Raw genomic sequence first — 25,179 nt, 5'->3', positions numbered from 1 at the left:
GAAAAGTGTCGGCAGGCCCGTCTAGGGTCGGGGCCGTGAGTGAGCAGCGGGAGTCTCTGGTCCAGTTGCGCGGGCTGAAGAAGGCGTACGGCGCCTTCGAGGCGGTGCGCGGGATCGACCTGGATGTGTGGCGGGGTGAGGCGTTCGGGTTCCTCGGGCCGAACGGCGCGGGCAAGTCGTCGACGATGCGGATGATCGGTGCGGTCTCGCCGGCCAGCGGCGGCACGCTGCGGATCCTCGGCATGGACCCGGCGACCGACGGGCCGGCGATCCGGGCCCGGCTGGGTGTCTGTCCACAGGACGACACCCTCGACACCGAGCTGTCCGTCCACGAGAACCTGACGGTGTACGGGCGGTACTTCGGGCTGAGCCGGGCCGAGTGCCGCAGCCGCGCGGACGAGTTGCTCGAGTTCGTCTCGCTGACCGACAAGGCGAAGGTCAAGGTCGACGAGCTGTCCGGCGGGATGAAGCGGCGGCTGACGATCGCCCGGTCGCTGGTCAGCAAGCCGGATCTGCTGCTGCTCGACGAGCCGACGACCGGCCTCGACCCGCAGGCGCGGCACCTGTTGTGGGACAAGCTGTTCCGGCTGAAGCAGGCCGGCGTGACGCTGATCATCACGACGCACTACATGGATGAGGCCGAGCAGCTGTGCGACCGGCTGGTCGTGATGGACGGCGGCCTGATCGCGGCCGAGGGTTCGCCGGCCGAGCTGATCCGGGACTACTCGACCCGTGAAGTGACCGAGCTGCGCTTCGGGCCTGACGTGATGCTGGCCGACCACGACGCCCTGGCCGGGAAGGTGTCCGACCTGGCCCAGCGGATCGAGGTGCTGCCGGACCGGTTGCTCCTCTACACCGACGACGGTGAGCGCGCGGTCGCCGCCGTACATGAGCGTGGTCTGGAGCCCGCAGCGGTCCTGGTACGACGCTCGACTCTGGAGGACGTGTTCCTGCGACTGACCGGCCGGACGCTGGTGGACTGATGACGCTCGCATTGGAGAACGGACGTCGCCAGTTCGACTACTGGCTGACGGTCTACAAGCGGACCTGGAAGGGCACGTTGATCAGCAGCTTCCTGCTGCCGCTGCTCTACCTGGCCGCGATGGGGATCGGGCTCGGGTCGTTCGTGGACGGCAATGGGACTGACGCGCTGGGCGGCGTGAGCTACCTGCAGTTCATCGCGCCGGGGCTGCTGGCGGCGACCGGGTTGCAGATCGCTGTGGGTGAGGCGACGTACCCGGTGATGAGTGGGCTGAAGTGGCAGAAGTTCTACTTCTCGATGATCGCGACGCCGTTGCGTCCGGCGGATGTCGTCTTCGGCCAGTTCGGGTTCATAGCTTTCCGGGTGGCAAGCACGTGCGCGGTGTTCCTGGTGGTGATCGCCGCTTTCGGTGGGCTTGATTCGCCACTTGGCCTGCTCGGGCTGCCGGTCGCCCTGCTGGTCGGGATGGCCGCGGCGGCGCCGGTCGCGGCGTACGCGACGAAGCTGGACAACGACGCGGGCTTCGCGATGGTCTTCCGGTTCGGGGTGGTGCCGGCGTTCCTGTTCTCCGGGGCCTTCTTCCCGGTCTCGCAGCTGCCCAACTGGATCGAGTGGCTCGCCTACGTCAGCCCGCTGTGGCACGGCGTCGAGCTCTGCCGCGACCTGAGTCTAGGCACAGTCGAGCCGTGGCTCGCGCTCGTCAACGTCCTGTATCTGCTGGCCTGGTTCCTGGTCGGCACCTGGCTTGCCATTCGTGGCTTCAACCGGAGGTTGATCCGCTGATGGCAACTCTCACCGCACGCGTCGTACCGGTTCCTGTCCGCGCCGGGAACGGCAGGCAGATCGTGGAGCGCAACTTCCTGGTCTATCGCCGGTCCTGGGTGGTGTTCGTGTCCGGCTTCTTCGAGCCGGTGTTCTACCTGCTGTCGATCGGCATCGGCGTGGCTCAGCTGGTCGGCGACTTCACGCTGGCCGACGGGACCGTGATCGGGTACGCCGCCTTTGTCGCGCCGGCGATGCTGGCCAGCTCGGCGATGAACGGTGCGATCTTCGACTCGACGTACAACATCTTCTTCCGGATGAAGTACGCGAAGCTCTACGACTCGATGCTGGCGACGCCGTTGCGGCCGTGGGACGTCGCGACCGGCGAGGTGACGTGGGCGCTGCTCCGCGGCGCCTGCTACTCGGCGATGTTCCTGCTGGTGATGCTGGCCATGGGGCTGGTCGAGTCGTGGTGGGCGATCGTCGCGCTGCCGGCGTCGGTGCTGATCGGGATGGCGTTCGCCGGTGCGGGGATGGCTCTGACGACGTTCATGCGCAGCTGGCAGGACTTCGAGTTCGTGCAGCTCGCGATCATGCCGATGTTCCTGTTCTCGGCCACCTTCTACCCGGTCGAGACCTACCCGGCCGCGATCCGCTGGCTGGTCGAGATCACCCCGCTCTACCAGGGCGTCGTCCTCGAACGCGCCTTCACCACCGGCACCGTCTCCTGGTCCCTCCTCGCCAACGCCCTCTACCTCGCCGCCATGGGCACCCTCGGCATGTACATAGCCTCCCGCCGCCTCGGCAAGCTCCTGCTCAAGTAGACACGTTTAGGGAGCCGCCGGGCAGGGATGATTCGGCGGGTGAGGAATCCGATCGGGGCGATGCGGCGGCGGGCGGAGTTGAAGGCGCCTCGGGAGCGGTTGGCGGGTGGGAGCCGGCGCTGGATCCGGGCGTCGATGAACTGGCTGGTCAACGAATTCGGGCGTGAGGTCCTGCTCCGGCCGATCGTGGTGCCTGGCGAGTTCGTGCCGGCTGGGTACGACGGCAGTCTCGCAGCGGCTGAGGAGTTGTGTGCACGGGTCGCGGGGCGGATGGATTTGCCGCCCGGGCAGTGCGCGCTCAGCTTCGGGCTTGTTGCCGAAGGCATCCGGCCTTATCGCGGGATCCTGAAGGAGCAGAGCGGCCGGTGGATCCGCGGTGCCGACGGCAACGAGATCCAGCTCGCGCCCGCACTGGCCGCCGACCCGGTCGCCTTGGTCGCGATCTACGCGCATGAGCTCGGGCACGAGTTGCTGCTCGGCGATGCCCGGATCTTCGCGCACCGGCCCGACCACGAGTCGCTGACCGATCTGCTCACCGTGTTCTACGGACTCGGGATCTTCACCGCCAATGCGGCGTACGAGCGTCGTCCGCGACCGAACGGCCGGGGTAAGCAGTCGGTGGCCCGCGGGTACCTGCGGGAGGCGGCGCTGTCCGAGGCGCTCGCGTACTACGCCCTGCTCCGCGGCGAGCGCCGCCCGGACTGGGACCGCCACCTGGATCCGCCGGTCCGTCGCGTCATGCGGAATCAGTTGGCGATCCTGCACAAGTGATGACTTGACGCAGCCACCAGACAGCGCCGCGGAACATGCTTTCGTTGCTCGGCCCGGAGACGTGGTCCAGCAGATGCATCGACGTCATCGTCTGATGCAGCGCGCCCAGCTCCTCCGCCAGCTCGAGCGCCCGGCGCAACTCCGTGGAGGACGCATACTCCTCCCACTCGGCCAGATAGGCGTCCTTCAGCCGAGGATCCATCGAGATCGGTGAGCGGTCGTCGAAGAATGTCACCAGGTCCAGGAACGGGTGCGACACCGCCGCGTCGGTCCAGTCGAACACCAGTACCCGCCCATCCCGTACGGCGAGATTCCGCGGATGCAGGTCCCCGTGCAGCAGCGTCTCCGGTACGCCGATCGCCGCCAGCTCGTTGATTGCCTCTCGCAACTGCGCGGCCCGTCGCGGCAGCAGCTCGCGTTCGTCCGCGTCGAGCCGGTCGGTCACCGGGTTCGGGCCGAGCAGCCGGTCGAGCTCGGCATCCAGTACGGCGAGCCGCCGGTCGACACAGCTGAACTCCAGCAGTCGATCCGTCTGATCCACATAGCTGCGCTGCAATCTCGCATGCCCTCGCAGCGCTTCGATCCACACCGAGACGTCGGACGAGTCAGCCAACGGATGGCCGACGTCCGGCAACAGCATCCAGACCCGCTTCTCGTCCACGGCCAGGGGCGCCGGCACGGCACCAGGTCGCTCGTCCGAGAGGTGCTTCAGCAACCTCGGCTCATGCGCGAACAACAACGGCAGCGCATCCATCCGGGCCGGACGGATGGTGCTGGAGTGAGCGAGCGCCTTGAAGTACACGTCCCCCTTGGCTGTCGGACAGCGCAGTACGTTCGACAATCCCCACGACCGAACCTGAGCCACTGGGCCGGTCAGCTGGAGCTGCTCCCCGATCCACGAAAGCGCCTCGGCGTACCAGCCTGGCATCGTCCAAGCCGGCGTCACGGGGGAGCCTGCCGGCAGGGCGAGGTGTTTCCGCGCGGCGACGACCGCCGGATCGTCGAGATCCGGCACCCACTCGGAGTTCGGTGGCGTCGCGCCGGCCGAGACCATCAGGTACGTCGTCGAATCCGGTTCGTCGTCGAGGCACGCGAGTACATAGGCCTCGATCTCCAGTTGCTGCAGCACCGCCTCGACGTCCGGGAACCAGAGCTTCCCGGTGACCTCGAGCTGCGGAAGACCCGACGGCAGCAGCAGAACAGCCTCGTCAGATGCGCGCACGACTACAGCCGTGACGATCACGTAGCCCCCTCGGTCAAGTTCCTTGAGCGTATTCGGTCGGCGTTGCCGTCGCACCGGGTTTGTGCGGCCGTAGGGTGAGAGCGTGATCGATGCCAGGGAGGTTGCCCGGGCCGCGGATCTGCTGCATGACGTGGTGGCGCCGACGCCGTTGGAGTACTCGCGGTGGCTGAGTGAGCTGGTCGGCGGCGACGTGTTCCTCAAGTGCGAGAACCTGCAGCGGACCGGGTCGTTCAAGCTGCGCGGCGCGTATGTGCGGATGGCGCGGCTGTCGAAGAAGGAGCGAGCGCGCGGCGTGGTAGCGGCGAGCGCCGGAAACCATGCGCAGGGCGTCGCGCTCGCAGCGCAGCTGCTCGGCATCAAGGCGACCGTGTTCATGCCGCACGGCGCGCCGATCCCTAAGGAGAAGGCGACCCGCGCGTACGGCGCCGAGATCCGCTTCGCCGGTACGTCGATCGACGACTGCCTGCGGGAGGCTCGTGCGTTCGAAGCCGAGACCGGCGCGGTGCTGATCCACCCGTTCGACCACCCGGACATCGTGGCCGGTCAGGCGACCACCGGTCTGGAGATCGTCGAGCAATGCCCGCAGGTGCGGACGGTCGTCGTACCGACGGGTGGTGGCGGGCTGATCGCCGGGATCGCGGCGGCGATGCAGCGTGACGGGCTGCCGATCGAGGTGGTTGGTGTGCAGGCCGCGGGCGCCGCGGCGTACCCCGCCTCGCTCGCGGCCGGCGAACCGATCCAGCTGACCGGCATGTCCACGATGGCGGACGGGATCGCGGTCGGGCTGCCGGGCAAGGTCCCGTTCGAGACGATCCGGCAGTACGTCGGTGAGATGCGCACGGTCAGCGAGAACTCGTTGTCCAAGGCCCTCTTACTGGTGCTCGAACGCGCGAAGCTCGTGGTCGAACCGGCCGGTGCCGCCGCGGTGGCCGCCGTACTGGACGAACCCAAGCGGTTCAAGCCGCCGGTCGTGGTGGTTCTGTCCGGTGGGAACATCGACCCGATCCTGCTGATGCGGGTCATCCAGCACGGTATGGCCGCGGCCAGCCGGTACCTGTCGTTGCGGGTGCGGATCCCGGACACGCCGGGCGGCCTGGCGACGTTGCTGACCCAGCTCGCGGCCCTGGACGCGAACATCATCGAGGTCCTGCACGAGCGCATCTCGGAAACGTTGAACCTGGACGAGGTCGAGGTCGCGCTACAGCTCGAACTGCGGGGTGAGGAACACCGCGAGCGGGTCTTGGCAGGCCTGATCGGCAACGGCTACACGTACACGCTGAACTAGAGCGGGTCGCAGGACTTGATCAAGGGAGCGTGCAGGCGCTCGGCGAGGACTCGGCGCTGGGTGGGCTGAGCCTCGGTCTGGAGCGCCAGGCCTGTCTCGGTGAGCCGGACGTTGACCGCGCGGCGGTCCTCCGGGCACATGTGCCGCTCGACCAGGCCGGCGGTCTCCAGCCGGCCGATCACGCGGGACAGCGCGCTCTGGCTCAGGTGCACCGACTTGGCGATCTGCTGCACCTTCGCGGACTGCTCGGGCAGCTCGGCGAGGCGCTCGAGCACCTCGTACTCACTCATGCCGAGCGAGTGACCAGCCTGCAAGGCCCGGTCGAGGGCGCAGGTCAGGTCGGCGTGGCGGGCCAGCAGCTCGCGCCATTCCCGTACGTCGGCGCTGGTCTCACCAGTCCCAACGCTGACCTCTGTGGCGGTCATGGAGGCGACGTTATCATGCAGACGCATTCTATGCAACCGCATTTAATGCCTTGACATTAGATGCACGTGCATGGAATTGTCTCTCCTCGTGACTACGCAAACCACATCACCGGCTCGCATGACCTGGGACGCGCGCCTCTGGGGCGCCCTTCTGGTGGTCTGCGGCGTGATCTTCCTCGACGGCCTGGACGTGTCGATGGTCGGCATGTCCCTGCCCTCCATCGGCGCCGACCTGGGCGTCTCCCTTTCTTCTCTGCAGTGGGTCGTGACCGGCTACGTGCTCGGGTACGGCGGCCTGCTGCTGCTCGGCGGCCGGACCGCCGACCTGCTCGGCCGCCGCCGCGTGTTCCTGGTCGCGCTGGCCGTGTTCGCCGTGGTCTCGATGCTGAGCTCATTGGCCACCAACCCCGAACTGCTCATCGCCGCGCGGTTCGTCAAGGGCGTCGCCGCCGCGTTCACCGCGCCGGCCGCGCTCTCCATCATCACCACGACCTTCCACGAGGGCCCGGACCGTAACCGTGCCCTCAGCATCTTCACCACCTGCGCCGCCAGCGGCTTCTCGATGGGCCTGATCCTGGGCGGCGCGCTGACCGAGGTCGGCTGGCGCTGGACCTTCCTGATGCCCGGCCCGGTCGCCCTGATCGTGCTGCTGTTCGCGCTCAAGCTGATCCCGGACAGCCCGCGGGACGACGTCGCGGGCGGGTACGACGTACCCGGCGCGATCACCGTCACGGGCGGCATGCTGTCTCTGGTGTACGCCGTCGTCGGCGCCGAACACGCCGGCTGGGTGTCGGTCCAGACGTTCGGGATGTTCGCGCTCGCGATCGTCCTGCTGGGCGCCTTCATCGCGATCGAGCTGCGGTCGAAGCACCCGCTGGTCCGGCTCTCCATCCTGCGCAACGCGAACCTGCGCCGGGCGAACCTGGCCATCCTGACGGTCTTCGGTTCGTACGTCGCCTTCCAGCTGATCGGCACGCTGTACCTGCAGAACCTGCTCGGCTGGTCATCGTTCGAGACCGCGCTCGCCTTCCTGCCCGCCGGCCTGCTGGTCGCCACGCTGTCGCCGAACGCCGGCAAGCTGGCCGACCGGATCGGCACCGAGGCGATGATCATCAGCGCGATGGTGCTGTTCGTGGTCGGGTACGCCCTGTCGCTGCGGATCGGCCCGGAGTCTGCGTACTTCTCGACCGTCTTCCCGACCATCATGCTGATCGGCCTCGGGTTCGCGATCGGGTTCCCGGCGCTGAACATCCAGGCGGTGTCCGGTGTCCCGGACAACGAGCAGGGCCTGGCGTCCGGGCTGTTCAACACGGCCAGCCAGGTCGGTGGCGCGGTGGTCCTCGCGATCGTCACCGCGGTGATCAGCAGCCAGTCGGTGGGGGTGACCACTCCGGCCGGGATGCTGTCGGCGTTCAAGCCGGGGCTTGCTGTGGTGACCGGCATCTCCACTCTGGGTCTGCTGGTGGCGCTGACCGCGCTGCGCGGGCTGCGAAGCCGGCGTGCCGCTGAAGAGGCCGAGGCTGCCGAACTGGCCGCCGTACAGAAGGAACTGGCCGAGGAGGAGATGTCCCCGGCCGCGTGACAACTACCAGCTCTGCCGAGGGCTGTGAAGTCATAGAGAAGCAGTGCGGGTCACGAGCGTGACCCGCACTGCTGTTGTTTTACAGGGGTCTGGCCAGGGCTGTGGCGATGGCGATGGTCACTGCCATCACGGTGAGCTCGACCGTGGCCAGTGTGGCGAGTGCGACGGTCTCCTGTCGGCGGACGGCCGGTAGGAGGAACTGTCTGATGAAGCCGCCCGTCGCTGCCAGGATGCCGAGCCCTACGAGCTTGCCGATGACCAGCCAGCCCGCAGGCGTCTCGAGCAGGGCGTGAAGCAGCACCGACGGGTGGGGTGTGATGTCCTTCGTCAGTCGTGGTCCAGCGAGCAGCACGCCGGTGACCGCGACAGTGGCGATCGCACCGCCTGCCACGGTTGAGAAGCGCGGCAGGACGAGTGAGAGTGCGGAACGGTTGCGAGCGACCAGCACTGTGACCAGTGCGAGGCCGCCTACCCACAGGCTGACCGCACACATGTGCAGACAGATGGCGGGTGTCGTAAGCCAGGCTGCGTTGGTCTGCGACGCGTGACCAGTCGCTGGTACGGCGACCAGGCCGACGAGCGCGCAGGCCATCGGCCAGTAGCTGGAGGTGCGTCTGAGCACCAGCACCGTGTAGGCGGTTGCGGCGACAACCGTCAGAGCCAGTGCGGTGCCTGAGGTGACCTCCACGGCGTACGACGCCATCCCCGCGAACGGCATCTTCGGCCCGGACCCGGAGATTGCCGCGGCCTGGAGCCACCACGTCGTCGTGGTGGCTGTGACCCAGGCGATACCGACCGCGATAGCGATCACCCGGGCCCTTGCGGCGACCGCGTCGTACTTCTGCCGCCCTGCCGCTCCTAGGAGGAGCAAGAAGAGTACGGCGCCGGTCGCGGTGATCGCGGCGCCGTTGGTGACGAACCGGGCGAACGGAGTGGTGTAGAGGATGCCGGGGCTGGTGGTGTTGATGGCCGGCTCGGGCGCTGGGCGGGTGATGACGATGGCCCACACCAGGGCAGCCACGCTGAGCCCGGCTATGACCGACAGCACGACTGGGCGTCGTACTTTCAGAGCTGGGGCGGTGAGGTCCATCTGCTAGTCCCTCGTCGCGGAGTCGAGCAGGACCGGCGCCGGCTGGCTTTGCTCAGAGCGCCAGCGCAGGAACCCGTGCAGCAGGAACAGAGCGGTGGCGAGCTCGAGGATCCAGATCCAGGCCGGTACGCCGCCGGCGGGCAGACTGATGGCGGTCATCACCGAGGAGCCGACGTCTGCCTTGTCGAGGGTGACGGTGATGTGGCCGGCGATCGGGTGGCCGTCGCCAGAGATGACCCGGTAGCTCACCGTGTAGGTGCCGGACTGGCCGAGCCGGTCGCAGCTGGCGTGGACGGTGTTGCCGTCGACCCGCACGGACTTGGCAGGGTGGCGGAACCCGTCCGGACCGGTGACCAGGACGGCGTCCCAGCCCTGCACCGGCTGGAGGGTCTGGTCGAAGGTGAAGCTGAGGGCGGAGGGGCTGGCGGACAGCCGGGCACCGTTGGCCGGAGTGCTGGTGGTCAGTTTGGAGTGCGCGCTCGCCGGGACGGCCGGCGCGAAGATCAGGGCGGCGGTGATGGTGAGAACCGCCAGGATCGGTGGGCAGCTCCGCCGCAGCGAGCGGAACCATGACGTCGTGGGCTTCGACATCCGGATCCTCCTGTCAGGAAATATCGGCCGATAATGGAATTCGCCGCGGCGCGAGCGCGTTGTCCGGTATGAAGTCGGAATTGAATGTCATTCGGACATTTGCTCGTAACACATTTCCCGGCCGCGGAAATATTCCGGAAACCTCTCAGAGGTAATCTGCTGTTGTGAGGATTAACGCGGTGGGTGCCGTCGTCACCTGGTCCGGCAATTTCGCCGGACCAGGTGTTACGCCCCAGATGCGGATCACCCGTGGCCGCGGATCGGTCTCCGCGGCCACGGGTGATCGAGGTGACCTGGCGCTGTTCAGCGCGTGGGTCGGTGGAACCTCAGTGGTCGTGCCCGTGACCGGTGCCGTCGTCGACCGCCTTGTGACCAGACAGCGTCAGCGTCACGATGTTGACGCCGACCGGAACGACGTGGCTGGTGGTGTAGCCGAACGGGTTCTCGATGGCCGGGTAGAGACCCAGTGCCTCGTCGTCGACGTGCAGTTGGACCTGTTCGGTGCCGTACTGCACCGCGTCGCCGACGTTGGCGATCGGGGTCGGGTGGTCGTGGGCCGAGGCCGTAGTGGCCGCCAGGGCGACGCCGCCGACGCCCAGGGCGAGGCTGGCCAGTGGGACGGTGATCAGGCGGGTCCTGAGGTTGGGCATGTCGATCTCCTTTGAGGAGTACGTCGTGCGCCCCGGGAGGGTGGGGCGCACGAAAAGGGGAGGGATGAAAGGGTGGGGCAATAGATGGCCCGCGAATGGGCATGCCAGACAGGTCGACCAGCCTGACCCCAAAAGCCGGCCGCCGGTCGCCGTTGACCGGCCGCAAATGTGGTGCCGCGATCGCTTGATGGCCACTCAATACGTCGCTTGAAGTGAATGTATTCAGTTCGTCCGCAGGACCGCAAGCAATTGTAGTTATTTGACCACGGAATGGTACGAATCCTGCCGCGTCAACCTCACACTTGTGGTCGCATTTCTGCAATTGGTGAGAGAATTCCGGGTGGTGGAATGCGGCCGCTGCGGTGGCGAGTCAGGGTGGGCCGGGCGAGGTTGGGGGCGATCCCGGATTGGTTTCGACCTCTGCGGGTGCTGGACTGGGGGCATGAGCAACCAGAGCGACTACGACCGGCGGGTCAAGGACATCCTGGACCGGGTCGCCAACGGCCACCTGTCCACCGAGGAGGGTGCCACCCTCATCGCCGCCATCCAGCCGGCCGCTGCCCCCGCAGACTCGGCAGGTCCGGCTGAAGCGGCGGAGAAGCAGGCGCCGGTTGCCGATGTGCCTTCCCCATCGGTGTGGGCCGAGGTGGTGGACGCCGTACCGGGGCCTTCGGGTGCTGTGTCGGAACCCCCTGCTGCCGACGGCGACGCCGTACCGTCCACCAACGGGCTCCAGGACAGCGTGGTCGACGATGCTCCCGCCGGCGCGGCTCCTGGTGGGCCCGCGACCGGTGGGCCCGGGACCGGTGGGCCCGCGACCGGTGGGCCCGCGACCGGTGGGCCCGCGACCGCGGCTCCGACCGACGCGACGCTGTCGGGCGACGAGCCCGAGGAGCCGGTCGAGCCCGGGGAGCCGGTCGAGCCCGTGGAGGCTGAGGAAGAGGTCGAGGAGGAGCACAGTCATGTGCCGATCCCGGCCGGGGTGCAGCGGGTGACGGTACGGGCGATCGGCCGGCGGGTGCGGCTGATCGGTGAGCCCGCGATCAACGGCGTCGCGGTGGACGGGCCGCACGTGATCAAGCGCGACGGCGAGACGCTCGCGATCAGCAGCGAGGGCGACATGGGCGTCTCCATCGACGGCTTCAGCATGCTGCGCAACCCGACCAACCTGAAGTCGCACGTGAACGGCCTGGCCAAGGAGCTCTCCATCCGGGTCAACCCGACGCTCCAGGTCGAGGTGGAGGTGACCGGCGGCAGTGTTGCAGCCGAACGCCTGCCCGGCCTGACCCGCGTCCGTGTCACCGCCGGTACGGCGAAGGTGTCCGACGTCGACGGTCCGATCGACCTGCTCGTCCAGGCGGGCACTGCCACCCTCGACGCCCAGATCACCAAGGGCCGCTCCCGGGTTCGCGTCGAGTCCGGCGCCGCCAACGTGACGCTGCGCCGTGGCTCCGACGTCCGCGTCCACACCGAGTCCCAGCTCGGCCGCGTCAGCTGGACGGGCGCCGTCACCGGCCAGTCCAAGGACGTGGAGATCGGCCGTGGCCGAGCCAGCCTCGACGTCGAGGTCCTCGTCGGAACCGCCCAGATCACCTCCGACTAGCTCTTTCACTCCCCACTCGGCACGGTGGCTCTAGTGGGATGCGGTGGCGGGGACGGTGTGGAGAGTGCGGAAGGGGGAGAAGTAGAGGAAGGCCGTGCCGGCCAGGCTGGCGAGGCCGGCGATCCAGAGGGTGGCGTGGAGGCCGAAGACCGTGCCGAGGGTGCCGCCGAGGAGGCTGCCTAGTGGGGTGACGCCCCAGCTGACGAAGCTCATGGTGGCGCTGACGCGGCCCTGTAGCTCGGGTGGGCAGACGCGCTGGCGGGTGCTCACCAGCACGATGTAGCTGACGATGATGCAGAAGCCGGCGAGCAGAGTGCTGACGACGTACCAGCTCAACCGCCAGCCCGGTGCCGTCAGTGCTTGCAGGGTGAACGCCACGCCGATGCCGGTCGACGACACCAGCAGCGTGCGAGCGTCGCCGTACCGGTTGCTGATGCGCTCGGTGACGGCGGAGGCGACGATGGCGCCGCCCAGGCCGATCATGCTCAGGACGCCGATGGTGCTCGGCTGCAGGTGGACCTTACGCACCAGGAACACGATCACCACCGCACCGTTGGCCGACTGGAACAGCATCGTCGTCGCCGTGTTCAACGCGATCGGCCGCAGCAGTGGGTGCTGGAACACGTACCGCATGCCCTCTGCGATCTCCCGCTTCAAGTCAGGCCGCTCCGCCTTGGCAGGCCGTGGCTCCGGCGTACGGATGGAGCGGAGCCACAGTGCTGACCAGAGGAAGCTGAGAGCGTCCACGCCGATGGTGACTGCGGCGCCGAGTCCTTGAACCAGTACGCCGCCCGCGCCCGCTCCGACGACTGCTCCGACAGAGTGGTTGGCAGCCAGCCTGGCGTTGCTCGGCAGGAGCTGGTCCGGCTGCAGCAGCCGCGGCGGGTACGAGCTATGCGCCACGTCGAACAGCACCGTGAGTACCCCAGCCAGCACAAGTACGACGTACAGCTGCGTCAGAGTCAGTACGCCGAACCACGCGGTCACCGGGATCGTTGCGAAGAGCATTGCGCGACCCAGATCGGCGTACACCAGGACAGGGAGGCAACGGACCCTGTCTACCCACGCACCGGCGAACAGGCCGAGGCCCAGCCAGGCAGCTGTCTCGCAGGTCCGGAGAAGCGAGACCTGGAATGTGGAGGCGTCCAGCGTGAGTACGGCGAGCAGCGGGACGGCCATCATGCTCAGGCGGCTGCCGAGCTGGCTGAGTAGGTCCGCGATCCAGAGGCGGCGGAAGTCGGGGTGCTTGAGGATGCCCATACCCGGACGCTAAACGCCTACCTGAGCGCTGTCGACTCAACTATCAACAAAGTTGAGTCAGTCAGACTCAAGTTTCGCCTCTGAGTTAAAGGTGTCGAAACTGTCGGCGGCCTCGGCAAGGATGATGGCCCGCGTCACATCCAGAAGGGGGACGAGCGGCATGGCTGCAATCGAGGCGACAGGCCTCGTGAAGACGTTCAGGACCAGGAAGAACACCGTGAAGGCGCTCGACGGGATCGATCTCGACGTGCCGGAGGGGAGTGTGCTCGGCCTGCTCGGGCCCAACGGCGCGGGCAAGACGACCACAGTCCGGGTGCTCACCACCCTGATGGCGCCGGACGCCGGCTCGGCTCGCGTGCTCGGGCACGACGTGGTGAAGGAAGCGGACACGGTCCGTTCGCTGGTCGGCCTGTCGGGTCAGTACGCCGCCGTCGACGAACTGCTCACCGGCCGGGAGAACCTGTGGATGTTCGGCCGGCTCTACCGCCTGAGCAGCCAGCAGGCGAAGCAGCGGGCGGAGGAGTTGCTCGAGGTCTTCGACCTGACCGACGCCGCGGACCGGATCCTGAAGACGTACTCGGGCGGCATGCGCCGCCGGCTGGACCTGGCCGGCTCGCTGATCGCGCACCCGAAGGTGCTGTTCCTGGACGAGCCGACCACCGGGCTGGACCCACGCAGCCGACTCGACCTGTGGCAGATCATCCGCGACCGGGTCAGCGAAGGTGTGACCATCCTGCTGACGACGCAGTACCTGGAAGAGGCCGACGAGCTCGCGGACAGCATCGCGGTGGTCGACCACGGCTCGGTGATCGCCCGCGGTACGGCGGACGAGCTCAAGGCGAAGGTCGGCGGCGAGCGGATCGAGGTCGTCGTACACGAACCGGACGACACGGACCGGGCGCTCGAGTTGCTCGTCGGTGCGCTCGGCATCACCGACCTGGATGCGACGACGACTGATCACCACAGCCGCCGGATCACGCTGCCGGCGCCAGGCGGATCGAGTGCGCTGGTCGACGTGATCCGCACCCTCGACGGCGGCGGGATCCGGATCGCCGACATCGGCCTGCGGCGGCCGACGCTGGACGACGTGTTCCTCACGCTGACCGGCCACGAAGCCGTCGTCGACGAGACCAAGGAGAAAGCATGAACGAGCGGAGCGAGTTCATCGTCGAACACAGCGTGCCTTGCGCCTCATCGGCGCCCGGAGCGAAGCGAGGACGTCGATGAGTGCGACGGTTGAGCGGCCGGGCCGGGTGAATCCGCTGAGCCGGGCGCTGTCCGATGCCGGGGTGCTGGCGTGGCGGAGCCTGAAGCGGATCCCGCGGACGCCGGACATGCTGATCTACGCGACCATCCAGCCGATCATGTTCGTGCTGCTGTTCGCGTACGTGTTCGGCAACGCGATCCCGATCCCCGGGTTCCCCGGTGCCCGCGCGTACCGGGAGTTCCTGATGTCCGGGATCTTCGCTCAGACGATGGCGTTCGCGGTCGCGTCGGCGAGCGTCGGGCTGGCCGACGACATGTCGAAGGGCCTGATCGACCGGTTCCGTTCGTTGCCGATGGCAAGGTCCGGGGTGATCGCCGGGCGGGTGGTCGGCGACCTGGTGTTCAACGCGTTCGTGATGCTGGTGATGGTGATCTGCGGGTTCATCGTCGGCTGGCGGTGGCACAACGGATTCGGGCAGGCGCTGGCGGCGTTCGCGATCCTGCTGCTGTTCGCCTTCGCGATGCTCTGGGTCGGAGCGCTGATCGGTTTGTCCGTCGGCGGCCCCGAGGTGGCGTCGTCGGCGGGGCTGATCTGGCTGTTCCCACTCACGTTCCTGTCCAACGCGTTCGTCCCGACGCCGAACCTGCCGAGCGGCCTGCAGCCGGTGGCGGAGTGGAACCCGATCTCCTCCATCGTCGCCGCCTGCCGCCACCTCTTCGGCAACCCATCGCCGTTCGCGAGTCCAGACGGCTTCCCAGCCCAGCACCCGGTGTGGCTCTCCCTCATCTGGTGCGCCCTGATCATCGCCGTCTTCGCCCCGCTGGCCGTCCGCAAGTACCGCAGCGCCACCAGTCACTGAGTCGAACAGCCGTCGGCCGGACCTCCCTGCGGGGGTCCGGCCGCCCCTTCACCACCCGGCGAGCGAAGCGGGCGGTTGCTGGGCCATTGACAACATTTATACGGTGTGCAAATACTTCGAACTATGTTAAAGAAACCGGCGGCGAACTGGCGCGAGGCGCGGCGGGAGAACGCGCGGGCAGCGGTGCTGACCGCCGCCTGGGAGCTGGCGCGAGCCGACGGGCTGGCCGCGTTGTCATTGCGCGAGCTGGCTCGGCGGGCCGGTATCACCACGCCGACGGTGTACGCGTACTTCGAGTCCAAGAACGCCATCCTGGACGCGATGTTCGCGCAGGCGGCACAGGAGTTCGTCGAGCTGAAGGCCTCGCTGCCCCAGACCGACGATCCGGAACAAGACCTGCTGAGGGAGGCCCGGGCGTTCGTCACGTTCTGCGTGTCCGACGTACCGCGGTATCAACTGCTGTTCCAGCACGCGGTGCCCGGCTTCACGCCGTCGGCGGAGTCCTATGAGTTGGCGGTGAAGGCGCTCGACGTCACCCGCGAACTCCTCGCACGCAACGGCGTGCACGATCCGCGGCACCTCGACATCTTGACGGCCGTCACCACCGGCCTCGTCGACCAGCAGATCTCCAACGACCCTGGCGGCGACCGGTGGACCCGGCTCGTCGAGGACGTCGTCCGGATGCTCCTCGCTCAGTTCGCGAGCGAGAAAGCCCAGTAATACAAGGGGGAATCATGACCGTTACCCAGCCCAAGCTCCACCACCTCGCCCTGACCGTGACGGACCTGGAGGCCAGCGTCCAGTGGTACGGCGAAGTGTTCGGCGTGCAGCCGGTGCTCGACGTACCGCACCCGGGCGGCGTCGGGCGCATCCTCGCCGACGCCGACCATCAGCTGATGATCGCGCTGCACCACCACGACACCAACGACGGTGCCTTGTGCAAGGAAACCGTCACCGGCCTCGACCACGCCGGCTTCGCGGTCGGCTCCCGCGCCGACCTCGAACAATGGCAGGACCACCTGGAGGCCCACGGCGTCGTCCGCGCCGACACCGCCGACAAGCCCCTCACCCAGTCACCCATCGCCGACGAGCCCTACGCCTCAGTCCTGGTCTTCCGCGACCAGGACAACATCCAACTAGAACTCTTCGCCCCAGCCAGCCACTGACCACCACCACAGCCCAGCCGCACCCCCGGCCGCACCCAAGGCGCCCGCCTAACCCAGCCGCCGGCCTCAACGCAGCCGCCCGGCGCGGGGACGGGCGGGCCTGTAGGCGCCGCCGGGCAGCACCGGAGCGGCCGCTCGGCGCCCGGGGGACGGGCAGGTGGGTAGGCGTCGCCGTACGACGGGCCGGCTGTCGGCGCACCACGTCGTACGGCAGAAATGACAAGCGCCCCGGTGGAGGTCCACCAGGGCGCTGAGCTGGTGGGGTCAGCCGGTGAAGGGTTCGGCGGCGACGATCTCGACCGTCACGTCCTTGCCGTTCGGCGCCTCGTAAGTCGCCTTGTCGCCCTTCTTCTTGCCGAGGATCGCGGATCCCAGCGGGGACTGCGGCGAGTACACGTCGATGTCGACCGACGCGTCCAGGGCGAGGAGCTCGCGGGAGCCGAGCAGGAACGTCTCGACATCGTTGTCACCGGCGAACTTGATCGACACCTTCATCCCCGGCCCGATCTTCGCGCCGGCCTTCGGGGTCTCGCCGACCCGGGCGCGCCGCAGCATGTCCTCCAGCTGCCGGATCCGCGCCTCGATCTTGCCCTGCTCGTCCTTGGCGGCGTGGTACCCGCCGTTCTCCTTGAGGTCGCCCTCGTCCCTGGCCTCGCTGATGCGCTGGGTGATCTCGGCACGGGCAGGGCCCTTGAGGTGCTCGAGCTCGGACTTCAGCTGGTCGTAACCGTCCTGCGTCAGCCAGACAACGCTGTCCTCTTCGATCCTCTGCGTCACGGGCTGCTCCTTGTGTCGGTGGGATGGGCAGAAAATGCTTCTGGCCGCCGTCGTCGACGGCGACCAATCCAACGAGCGTACCAAGATCCAGTCCGGAACCCCACAGTTCTTTGACCCCTCAACCGCTGGGAAACCGCTTGCCCGGTGCTTTTTCCCACATCCTGAGCACCTTCCGGCAATCGGTTGCCCCCACCCTGGCCGACCACGCTCGCACCGGCTCCTCCCGCCCGTACGGGCGCCTCACAACACCGACCCGCGACGGTCGATGTCACCGCGCCTCGGCGCATCCGCCCGCTGTACGCCAACCCCTTCCCGTACGACGCCTCGCCCGGCACCGGCGGTCGATACCACCCACCCCGACGGCTGGTGCATGTGCCCGGCGGTCGACCAACCGCGGCTTTCCGGAACATCGCTGCCAGCAGGCGCAAATTATGTTCCGAAAAGTGGCCTTCGGATCCTATGCGTGGGTTGTCTTGGCAAGCCTGTACGACGCCCTGCCCGGCTCGGTGCATAGCAATCGATGGCACGCGGCCGGCTGGGTCAGCGGGGGTGGGGGTCCGAGGGGGTGGTGCAGCCGATGAGGACCACGGCCGTGGCCGCTCGTTGGGTGGTGAGGGTGGCGGGGAGGGTTTGGTGGCGGGGGGAGTCGGCGGGGACGGTCACGGTGATCTCGCCGACGATGGAGAAGTCGGCGGCCTTGGCCTGCAGGCGACAGTTCGCCACGGTGGACTTGGTGCGGTCGACCTGGATCGTCGCCTTGGCGGTGGTCGGCGAGGTGATCTCATAGCCGAGCAGGCGGGATGTCACCGGTGGGTTCGACTGGATGAACGCGACCCACACCAGCCAGGTCAGCCCCGTCAGCACCACCACTCCCAGCACCCCAATCACCACAGGCCGCCGCCCCCGCCGCCTCCCATACCTGGCATCCAGGTCTGCCTGGTCGCTCAGCTGATCTCCGGCTGGCGTGGGTGCCGGTGCGGCCGACTCTGTTTGTGCCTGGTTGTTCGCCGCTGCAGCCGGGGAGGAGGTCAAGTCGGGCGCCTTCCCTCGGGCGGGGCTGGGGGTCGCGTGGGGCGTGCTGCCTGGGGTCGGCGGTGGCGCCGCGCCGGGCACGGGTCCGGGGGTTGGGGGTGATGCTTGGGGTGAGTCCGGCCTGGGGGCCGGGGTGGGGGTGGTGGGGTCGGTCACGGGGGTCCAGGTGGGTGTGGGGACGGGGCCGGTTCTTGGGATGGGCCGGGGTTGGAGGACCATTGTGTCTTGTGAGTGGAGATCTTCGGTTGTTGCATGTGCATGCCCACCCTGATGACGAGTCCAGTAAGGGGGCCGCGTCGACGGCCCGGTACGTGGACGAAGGTGTTCAGGTGCTGGTGGCGACGTGTACGGGTGGAGAGCGCGGGTCGATCCTGAATCCCAAGATGGACCGGCCGGAGGTGCTGGAGAACATCACCGAGATCCGCCGCAAGGAGATGGACGCGGCCCGGGAGATCCTCGGCATCCGGCAGGAGTGGCTGGGCTGGATCGACTCCGGGTTCCCGGAGGGTGACCCGCTGCCGCCGCTGCCGGAGGGCTGCTTCGCCGCGCAAAAGGTGGAGGACGCGGCCGCCCCGCTGGTGAAGCTGATCCGCGAGTTCCGTCCGCAGGTCGTCACGACGTACGACGAGAACGGCGGCTACCCGCACCCGGACCACGTGATGTGCCACACCATCACCGTGGCCGCGTTCGAGGCGGCCGGGGACAAGGACGCGTACCCGGAGCTCGGCGAGCCGTGGCAGCCGCTCAAGCTCTACTACCACCACACGTTCCACTACGAGCGGATGAAGGCGCTGCACGACGGAATGGTCGCGCGCGGGCTGGAGTCGCCGTACGCCGAACGGCTGCAGGACTGGAAGCCGGATCCGGAGAACGAGCGCCGGATCACCACCCGGGTCGAGTGCGCGCAGTACTTCGCCGTCCGGGACAAGGCGCTGCTCGCGCATGCCACTCAGATCGACCCGGACGGGGCGTGGTTCGCCGTACCGCTGGAAGTGCACCAGGAGGCGTGGCCGACCGAGGACTATGAGCTGGCCCGGAGTCTGGTCGAGTCGGAATTGCCCGAGGACGATCTGTTTGCGGGGCTGCGCTGACCGCGGGCAGCCAGACCGGGGCGGTGGGGTGGGGAAGGAATCCAGCACAGTGAGAGACTGGTGGGGTGACAGCGATGACGTTCCTTCCGGCGGCCGAGATCGACCCGAACTCGGTGCGCCCCGGCTGGGTCGCGCTGCTGATCGTGCTCGCTCTCGGTGCCGCCACGGTGCTGCTGTGGCGCAACATGGGCAAGCAGTTGAAGAAGATCGACTTCGACGTCGAGAACGGCAGTGCGGACGACCCAGCACAGTCCGCCGTCCCGCCGACGGCGGACAGCTCACCGGCCCCGGCTGGCGATGCCGCGCCGCCGGAAACCCCGAAGACGACTGACGCAGCCCCGAAGCCGACTGACTCCAAGACCAACGGCGACACCCCGGCACACTCGCCGAGCTGAGCCGGCACCCCGGCGCACTCCGAGCCGGGTAAGGTCCGAAGCCGGTCGATGCCAATGGCAACGGCTCCGGAAGTTGCCGTACGTCACAATCGCACGACCGTTCGCGACGGCGTGATCACGAGATGGTGTCGGACTGGGCAGCCCACTGCCGGCTGACCCTATAGTGAGCCGCGTGTTGAATCGTGCCGAGGGCGGGGACGCTCTGTGACCGGAACCCGCGCCGCCCGGCATCGCATGCCCGGGCGTCTGGTCGCGGGTGGCGCAAGTGCGGTGCTGATCGCCCTGGTGGCGCTGGTGGTGGCACTGTTCGCGGCCAACAGCGAACCGCATGACACCGGCGGGATCGGCGGGCCGAGCCTCTTCATCGCCTGGCTGCTGCCCTTCTTCCGGCTGATCTCGAACTTCGCGACCGTCGGCTGTGCGGGTGCCCTGCTCGCCGCGGTCGTCCTGCTGCGGATCGAAGGCGGCCCGCTGGGCGTCCAGGGCCGCCGGGCGGTCCGCGACGCGAGCAACTCCGCGATCGTCTGGGCGGTGGCCGCCTTCGCCGGCGCGATCGTCACCGCTGCGGTCCTGCTCGACACCCCGGTCAACCTGCTGTACCTCCGGCTGGACGACGCTCTCGGCGTACCGGAGGTCAAGGCGCTGCTGATCACCGGCATCCTGGTCGTCGCGCTGGCGATTGGCATCCGCCGCGTCCAGACGTCGTCGGCGGCCGGGCTCGGCGTACTGGTCGCGATCGCGGCGCTCATCCCGCCCGCGGTCACGGCGTACCCGCGGAATGAGTCGTACGTCGTCCTCGCCGGTGCCTTCCTGGTCATTCACGTCATCGCGGCGACCACCTGGATCGGCGGACTCGCGGGCCTGGTCCGGTACGGACGGGCCAGCCGCGGCGGCCTGGCGATCGTGCTCGAGCGGTTCAACCAGGTCGCCGTCATCTCGTCGATCGCCCTCCTCGTCAGCGGCCTGATCAGCGCCGCCGGCCGGCTCGCCGCCAAGGGTGGTGGCTGGGGTTCGATCTTCGACGTACTCACGTCCGACGCGTACGGCGTGCTCCTCCTGGCCAAGACAGCCGCGTTCCTGCTCTTGATCATCGGCGGCTGGTTGCACCGCCGCCACGCGATCGGCGACTTGGTTGAAGGTGGCAACCGATTCTGGCAGCTCGTCGGCACCGAACTCTTCATCATGGCCCTCACCCTGGGCCTGTCGGTCGCCCTCTCACAGACCGTCTGACCACGGGGGCGGAGCGTAGTTCGGCGGGACTCCGCTTACGGTGGAGTCATGGCGAACGAGCTTGGCCGGAGCACCAGCCCCTACCTGCGGCAGCATGCGGACAACCCGGTGGCGTGGCGCGAGTGGTCGGAGGCCGCGTTCGCGGAGGCGCGGGAGCGGGACGTGCCGGTGTTCCTGTCGGTCGGGTACTCGGCGTGTCACTGGTGTCACGTGATGGCGCACGAGTCGTTCGAGGACGAGCGTACGGCGGCCTACCTCAACGAGCACTTCGTCAGTATCAAGGTGGATCGCGAGGAGCGCCCGGACGTGGACGCGATCTACATGTCCGCGACGGTCGCGATGACCGGTCAGGGCGGCTGGCCGATGTCGGTGTTCCTGACCCCGGACGCCGAGCCGTTCTTCTGCGGCACGTACTTCCCGGCCGAGCCGCGCGCCGGGATGGCGTCGTTTCAGCAGGTACTCGCGTCCTTGGTCGACACGTGGCGGACCAAGCGCGACCAGATCGACGGCATCGGCCGGCGCGTGGTCGAGCAACTCGGAGCACAGCAACCGCCCCAAAGCGCCACCGTCGACCTGGAGAAAGCAGCCGCCTTGCTCAAGGTGGACTTCGACCCGGTGGACGCCGGCTTCGGGTCCGCCCCCAAGTTCCCGCCGTCGATGGTGCTCGACTTCCTCCTGCGCCACCATCGCCGCACCGGTTCCGAAGATGCCCTCGACATGGTCGCGAAGACGTGCGAGCGGATGGCCCGCGGCGGCATGTACGACCAGTTGGCCGGCGGCTTCGCGCGCTACTCGGTCGACGGCCAGTGGATCGTCCCGCACTTCGAGAAGATGCTGTACGACAACGCCCTCCTGCTCGACGTCTACACCCACTGGTGGACCGTCAGCGGGGACCCGCTCGCCCGAAGGATCGCCGAGGAGACCGCCGACTTCCTCCTCACCGAGCTCTGCACCGACGAAGGCGGCTTCGCCTCGGCCCTCGACGCGGACACCGAGGGCGAGGAGGGCAAGTACTACGTCTGGACGCCGGAGCAACTCCACGAAGCGCTCAACCCCGACGACGCCAAGTGGGTCATCGACCTGTGTGACGTCACCGGCACCTTCGAGCACGGCTCAAGCGTCCTGCAGCTTCGCCAAGACCCGGACGATCCCGAGCGGTGGCAGCAGATCCGGGCGACGCTGAAGCAAGTCAGGAGCCGGCGCACCTACCCCGGCCGCGACGACAAAGTGGTCGCAGCCTGGAACGGACTCGCCATCACCGCCCTGACCAGAGCCGGCGTCATTCTGGACCGGCCCGAGTACGTCGAAGCCGCCGAAGCCGCGGCCAGGTTGGTCCGGGACGTCCACATCGACACCAGCAACAAGCTCCACCGGACCTCACGGGACGGCGCGGTCGGTACTGCCCACGGTGTGCTCGAGGACTACGCGTCGTACGCCCAAGCTTGCCTCACGCTGTTAGGTGCTACCGGCAACATCGAGTGGTTCAAGACCGCAGAAGGCCTTCTGGACCGGGTGATTGAGCAGTTTGTTGCCGACGGCTCATATTTCGACACGGCCGCCGATGCCGAGGAGCTGGTCTGGCGACCGCAGGATCCCACCGACAACGCCAGCCCGTCCGGCGTGAGCCTGGCCGCCGAGGCCTTCACGACCTTGGCCAGCCTGACCGGATCAGTCCGGTACGAGACCGCCGCCAAGCAGGCCCTCAAGGCCTCGGCCGCCATCGCAGCCCGTGCACCCCGCTTCGCCGGCCGGGCCCTCGCGGTGGCCGAGACGATCGCCTCCGGCCCGCTCGAGATCGCGATCGTCGGAGAATCCGCAGAGCTGCGACGGACGGCGTTCAGCTCCGCTCCTTGGGGTACGGCGATCGTCCACGGCGCCCCCGGCCTCGACGTACCGCTGATGGCCGGCCGGGACCTGGTCAACGACCGCCCGGCGGCGTACGTGTGTCAGAAGTTCACCTGCCAGCTGCCTGTCGTGTTGCCGGAAGACCTTCGACGGACGCTGAAACCCGCGGACTGACAACGGCGGGCAGTGCGGGTTTTCCCTGTCGTTTCGCGAGAATCCCTTGACGCGGCGCCCGGTGAGGGCAAGAGTCCTCCCACACAGTCGGATGTAACAGATCTCGCATGTCTCGACACAGAGTGTCACAACTGAGTAATGGCACTTTTGCGTCAGCATCCGGCGTCCCCAACTGAATTCGGTCGCTGAGCCCAAACAGCGACCACACCGTGAGGAGATGTTGTCTTGAAACGACTGACATCAGCAGGGGCGGTGGCAATTGTCGCGGCAGCAGGTCTCGCCGGGGCGTTCACCAGCTCGCCCGCGGGAGCCGCGGATCGTACGGCTCCGCTCCCAGCGTCCGGCTTCAACTGGCAGGCCGCTGTCCAGGCCGAACAAGCGCTGACCGCGCAAACGGCCGCCGCCCTCGGGCTCGCAGGTGGCGAGGTGCTCAAGGTCCGTGACGTGGTCAAGGATGCCGACGGCACCGAGTTCGTCCGCTACGACCGCACCTACAACGGTCTCAAGGTCGTCGGTGGTGACATGATCGTGAAGCGCAACGGCCAATCGATCAGCCACGTGACCTACAACCGCGGCGCCAAGGCCGTTGGGGTCTCGACCAAGCCGACGCTGTCCGAGGCTGCCGCCCTGGCCACGGGCGCGAAGACGGCGAAGTTCAAGGCCACCAGTAACAAGGGGACGCTGGTCGTCTTCGTCACTCCGACCAAGCCGGTGCTCGCGTACGAGGTCGTCACCACCGGCGTCAAGCCCGACCAGACCCCGTCGGTACTGCACTCCTACATCGATGCGAAGTCCGGCGCCTTGCTCGACCAGAACGACGAGATCGAGACCGGTACCGGTAACTCGATGTACTCCGGCACCGTGTCGATCGGCACCTCGGGCAGCTACTCCCTGAGCGACCCGAGTCGCGGTGGCAACAACACTACCGACCTCAACGGTGCGACGTCCGGCAACGGCACACTCTTCACCGACTCGGACGACACCTGGGGCGACGGCACAGCGTCGAACCGGCAGACAGCCGGCGTTGACGCGCACTACGGCTCGCAGCTCACCTGGGACTACTACAAGAACGCCCACGGCCGGAACGGCATCTTCAACAACGGCCAGGGCGCCCGCTCCCGGGTGCACTACGGCAACGCGTACGTGAACGCGTTCTGGGACGGCACCCAGATGACGTACGGCGACGGATCGGGCAACACGCACCCACTGACGTCCATCGACGTGGCCGGCCACGAGATGAGCCACGGCGTCAACCAGGCCACTGCCAACCTGAACTACTCGGGTGACGCAGGCGGCCTGAACGAGGCGAACTCCGACATCTTCGGCACCATGGTCGAGTTCTCGGCGAACAACTCGTCCGACCCGGGTGACTACCTGATCGGCGAGAAGATCAACATCAACGGGAACGGCACCCCGCTGCGCTACATGGACAAGCCGTCGAAGGACGGCCGCAGCGTGGACTGCTGGTCGACCAGCACCGGCGGCCTAGACCCGCACTACTCGTCCGGCGCGCTGAACCACTGGTTCTACCTGGCCTCCGAGGGCACCGGCAGCAAGGTCATCGGCGGCGTGACGCACAGCAGCACCGCCTGCAACGGCGCCACCATCGCCGGTGTCGGCCGCGATGTAGCCGCCAAGGTCTGGTACCGCACGCTGAGCACCAAGCTCAGCTCGGGCAGCACCTACCGCGACGCCCGTGAAGGCGCGATCAACTCGGCCAAGGAGCTGTACGGCGCCGACTCCGCCCAGTGCAAGGGCATCGAGGCCGCGTTCAGCGGCATCTCCGTCCCGGCCGGAGCGGCGGCCTGCGGTGGTGGCACCGAGCCGCCGCCCACCGGTAGCAACCTGCTGCTGAACCCGGGCTTCGAGTCCGGCGCGGTGAACTGGACCGGCACCTCCGGCCCGATCACCAACAACACCGGCCGTCCGGCCCGCACCGGCAGCTGGAAGATGTGGCTCGGCGGCAACGGCACCACGTCGACCGAGAACGAGGCCCAGTCCGTCGCCATCCCGGCGTCGGCGACCAGCGCGACTCTGTCGTTCTGGATCCGGATCGACACCGCCGAGACGACCACCTCGACCGTGTACGACACCGCCAAGATCCAGATCGTCGACGGTTCCACCACGACGACGCTGGCGACGTACTCGAACCTGAACAAGAACACCACCTACACGCAGAAGACCTTCAACGTGACCGCCTACAAGGGCAAGACGATCTCGGTGAAGTTCCTGATGAACGAGGACTCGTCACTGCAGACCAGCTTCGTGGTCGATGACACCTCGCTGACCGCGGGCTGACCCACCCGCGGTAACCCACCGTCCGGGGCGCGTGGCC

The 25,179-nt window shown here is 67.9% G+C and carries 24 protein-coding genes; 16 read left to right on the top strand and 8 right to left on the bottom strand.

Annotation, left to right across the window (positions count from 1 at the left end):
* Window positions 1-35: 35 nt before the first annotated feature.
* From EV646_RS12995 to EV646_RS12980, 4 genes are read left to right on the top strand one after another with little or no spacing between them, the layout of a single operon-like run.
* On the top strand, window positions 36-983 hold the full coding sequence (locus EV646_RS12995) for an ABC transporter ATP-binding protein (RefSeq protein WP_132148085.1): 948 nt from the start codon (window positions 36-38) through the stop codon (window positions 981-983).
* Window positions 983-1,765, top strand: coding sequence for an ABC transporter permease (locus EV646_RS12990; protein ID WP_132148083.1), 783 nt, complete (start codon window positions 983-985; stop codon window positions 1,763-1,765). The genes EV646_RS12995 and EV646_RS12990 overlap by 1 nt, the downstream gene beginning before the upstream one ends.
* Complete coding sequence (locus tag EV646_RS12985) at window positions 1,765-2,568, top strand: ABC transporter permease (RefSeq protein WP_132148081.1); 804 nt, start codon at window positions 1,765-1,767, stop codon at window positions 2,566-2,568. Before EV646_RS12990 ends, EV646_RS12985 begins: the two co-directional genes overlap by 1 nt.
* A gap of 39 nt (window positions 2,569-2,607) precedes the next feature.
* Window positions 2,608-3,339, top strand: a complete 732-nt coding sequence (locus EV646_RS12980; RefSeq protein WP_132148079.1) for a hypothetical protein — start codon at window positions 2,608-2,610, stop codon at window positions 3,337-3,339.
* Here EV646_RS12980 and EV646_RS12975 read toward each other — a convergent pair.
* A complete protein-coding gene (locus EV646_RS12975; protein ID WP_206752040.1) occupies window positions 3,305-4,561 on the bottom strand; it encodes an aminoglycoside phosphotransferase family protein in 1,257 nt (418 codons plus the stop codon). The genes EV646_RS12980 and EV646_RS12975 overlap by 35 nt on opposite strands.
* Before the next feature lie 103 nt (window positions 4,562-4,664).
* Between EV646_RS12975 and ilvA the strand changes: the two genes are divergently transcribed.
* A complete protein-coding gene (gene ilvA / locus EV646_RS12970; protein ID WP_132148075.1) occupies window positions 4,665-5,867 on the top strand; it encodes a threonine ammonia-lyase in 1,203 nt (400 codons plus the stop codon).
* On the opposite strand, the gene EV646_RS12965 is transcribed toward ilvA, so the two are convergent.
* Window positions 5,864-6,292 carry a MarR family winged helix-turn-helix transcriptional regulator gene (locus EV646_RS12965; protein WP_241995888.1) on the bottom strand — a complete coding sequence of 143 codons (429 nt, stop codon included), beginning with the start codon at window positions 6,290-6,292 and terminating at the stop codon, window positions 5,864-5,866. The genes ilvA and EV646_RS12965 overlap by 4 nt on opposite strands.
* Window positions 6,293-6,410: 118 nt before the next feature.
* On the opposite strand from EV646_RS12965, the gene EV646_RS12960 reads away from it, so the two are divergent.
* On the top strand, window positions 6,411-7,874 hold the full coding sequence (locus tag EV646_RS12960; protein WP_241995875.1) for an MFS transporter: 1,464 nt from the start codon (window positions 6,411-6,413) through the stop codon (window positions 7,872-7,874).
* A 79-nt stretch (window positions 7,875-7,953) separates the two neighbouring features.
* Here EV646_RS12960 and EV646_RS12955 read toward each other — a convergent pair whose 3' ends face one another.
* From EV646_RS12955 to EV646_RS12945, 3 genes are all read right to left on the bottom strand, one after another.
* Window positions 7,954-8,964: a copper resistance D family protein gene (locus EV646_RS12955; RefSeq protein ID WP_132148069.1), complete on the bottom strand. Its 1,011-nt coding sequence runs from the start codon at window positions 8,962-8,964 to the stop codon at window positions 7,954-7,956.
* 3 nt (window positions 8,965-8,967) lie between these two features.
* Window positions 8,968-9,555 (bottom strand): copper resistance CopC family protein, encoded by a 588-nt coding sequence (locus EV646_RS12950; RefSeq protein ID WP_132148067.1) that lies wholly within the window; start codon window positions 9,553-9,555, stop codon window positions 8,968-8,970.
* A gap of 326 nt (window positions 9,556-9,881) precedes the next feature.
* Window positions 9,882-10,205: a hypothetical protein gene (locus EV646_RS12945; protein WP_132148065.1), complete on the bottom strand. Its 324-nt coding sequence runs from the start codon at window positions 10,203-10,205 to the stop codon at window positions 9,882-9,884.
* Between the two features lie 442 nt (window positions 10,206-10,647).
* On the opposite strand from EV646_RS12945, the gene EV646_RS12940 reads away from it, so the two are divergent.
* Complete coding sequence (locus tag EV646_RS12940; RefSeq protein WP_132148063.1) at window positions 10,648-11,808, top strand: hypothetical protein; 1,161 nt, start codon at window positions 10,648-10,650, stop codon at window positions 11,806-11,808.
* A gap of 30 nt (window positions 11,809-11,838) precedes the next feature.
* On the opposite strand, the gene EV646_RS12935 is transcribed toward EV646_RS12940, so the two are convergent.
* Complete coding sequence (locus EV646_RS12935; protein WP_132148061.1) at window positions 11,839-13,068, bottom strand: MFS transporter; 1,230 nt, start codon at window positions 13,066-13,068, stop codon at window positions 11,839-11,841.
* 160 nt (window positions 13,069-13,228) lie between these two features.
* Between EV646_RS12935 and EV646_RS12930 the strand changes: the two genes are divergently transcribed.
* The 4 genes from EV646_RS12930 to EV646_RS12915 all read left to right on the top strand — a co-directional run bounded on the left by EV646_RS12930 (window position 13,229) and on the right by EV646_RS12915 (window position 16,300).
* Window positions 13,229-14,215: an ATP-binding cassette domain-containing protein gene (locus EV646_RS12930; protein ID WP_132148059.1), complete on the top strand. Its 987-nt coding sequence runs from the start codon at window positions 13,229-13,231 to the stop codon at window positions 14,213-14,215.
* 76 nt (window positions 14,216-14,291) lie between these two features.
* Window positions 14,292-15,134: an ABC transporter permease gene (locus EV646_RS12925; RefSeq protein ID WP_132148057.1), complete on the top strand. Its 843-nt coding sequence runs from the start codon at window positions 14,292-14,294 to the stop codon at window positions 15,132-15,134.
* 123 nt (window positions 15,135-15,257) lie between these two features.
* The gene (locus tag EV646_RS12920) at window positions 15,258-15,854 is read left to right on the top strand and encodes a TetR/AcrR family transcriptional regulator (protein ID WP_132148055.1); all 597 of its coding nucleotides are present in this window, start codon (window positions 15,258-15,260) and stop codon (window positions 15,852-15,854) included.
* Window positions 15,855-15,868: 14 nt separating this feature from the next.
* On the top strand, window positions 15,869-16,300 hold the full coding sequence (locus tag EV646_RS12915) for a VOC family protein (protein WP_132148053.1): 432 nt from the start codon (window positions 15,869-15,871) through the stop codon (window positions 16,298-16,300).
* A 264-nt stretch (window positions 16,301-16,564) separates the two neighbouring features.
* Here the strand turns inward: EV646_RS12915 and greA are convergent, their stop codons facing one another.
* Together greA and EV646_RS12905 are read right to left on the bottom strand one after the other, a co-directional pair.
* The gene (gene greA / locus EV646_RS12910; RefSeq protein WP_132148051.1) at window positions 16,565-17,077 is read right to left on the bottom strand and encodes a transcription elongation factor GreA; all 513 of its coding nucleotides are present in this window, start codon (window positions 17,075-17,077) and stop codon (window positions 16,565-16,567) included.
* A gap of 540 nt (window positions 17,078-17,617) precedes the next feature.
* Window positions 17,618-17,968: a DUF4307 domain-containing protein gene (locus EV646_RS12905; protein ID WP_277875104.1), complete on the bottom strand. Its 351-nt coding sequence runs from the start codon at window positions 17,966-17,968 to the stop codon at window positions 17,618-17,620.
* A gap of 368 nt (window positions 17,969-18,336) precedes the next feature.
* On the opposite strand from EV646_RS12905, the gene mca reads away from it, so the two are divergent.
* The 5 genes from mca (at window position 18,337) to EV646_RS12880 (ending at window position 25,142) form a co-directional block, all read left to right on the top strand.
* A complete protein-coding gene (gene mca, locus EV646_RS12900; protein WP_132148049.1) occupies window positions 18,337-19,200 on the top strand; it encodes a mycothiol conjugate amidase Mca in 864 nt (287 codons plus the stop codon).
* A gap of 74 nt (window positions 19,201-19,274) precedes the next feature.
* Entirely contained in the window at window positions 19,275-19,595 is a 321-nt protein-coding gene (locus tag EV646_RS12895) for a hypothetical protein (RefSeq protein ID WP_132148047.1), read from the top strand.
* 204 nt (window positions 19,596-19,799) lie between these two features.
* On the top strand, window positions 19,800-20,825 hold the full coding sequence (locus EV646_RS12890; protein WP_132148045.1) for a copper resistance D family protein: 1,026 nt from the start codon (window positions 19,800-19,802) through the stop codon (window positions 20,823-20,825).
* Between the two features lie 48 nt (window positions 20,826-20,873).
* Entirely contained in the window at window positions 20,874-22,844 is a 1,971-nt protein-coding gene (locus tag EV646_RS12885; RefSeq protein ID WP_132148043.1) for a thioredoxin domain-containing protein, read from the top strand.
* A 252-nt stretch (window positions 22,845-23,096) separates the two neighbouring features.
* Entirely contained in the window at window positions 23,097-25,142 is a 2,046-nt protein-coding gene (locus EV646_RS12880) for a M4 family metallopeptidase (RefSeq protein ID WP_132148041.1), read from the top strand.
* Window positions 25,143-25,179: the final 37 nt, after the last annotated feature.

This window comes from Kribbella antiqua, assembly GCF_004345665.1.
Lineage (GTDB): Bacteria > Actinomycetota > Actinomycetes > Propionibacteriales > Kribbellaceae > Kribbella > Kribbella antiqua.
This window is presented reverse-complemented; position numbering and strand designations above follow the sequence as displayed.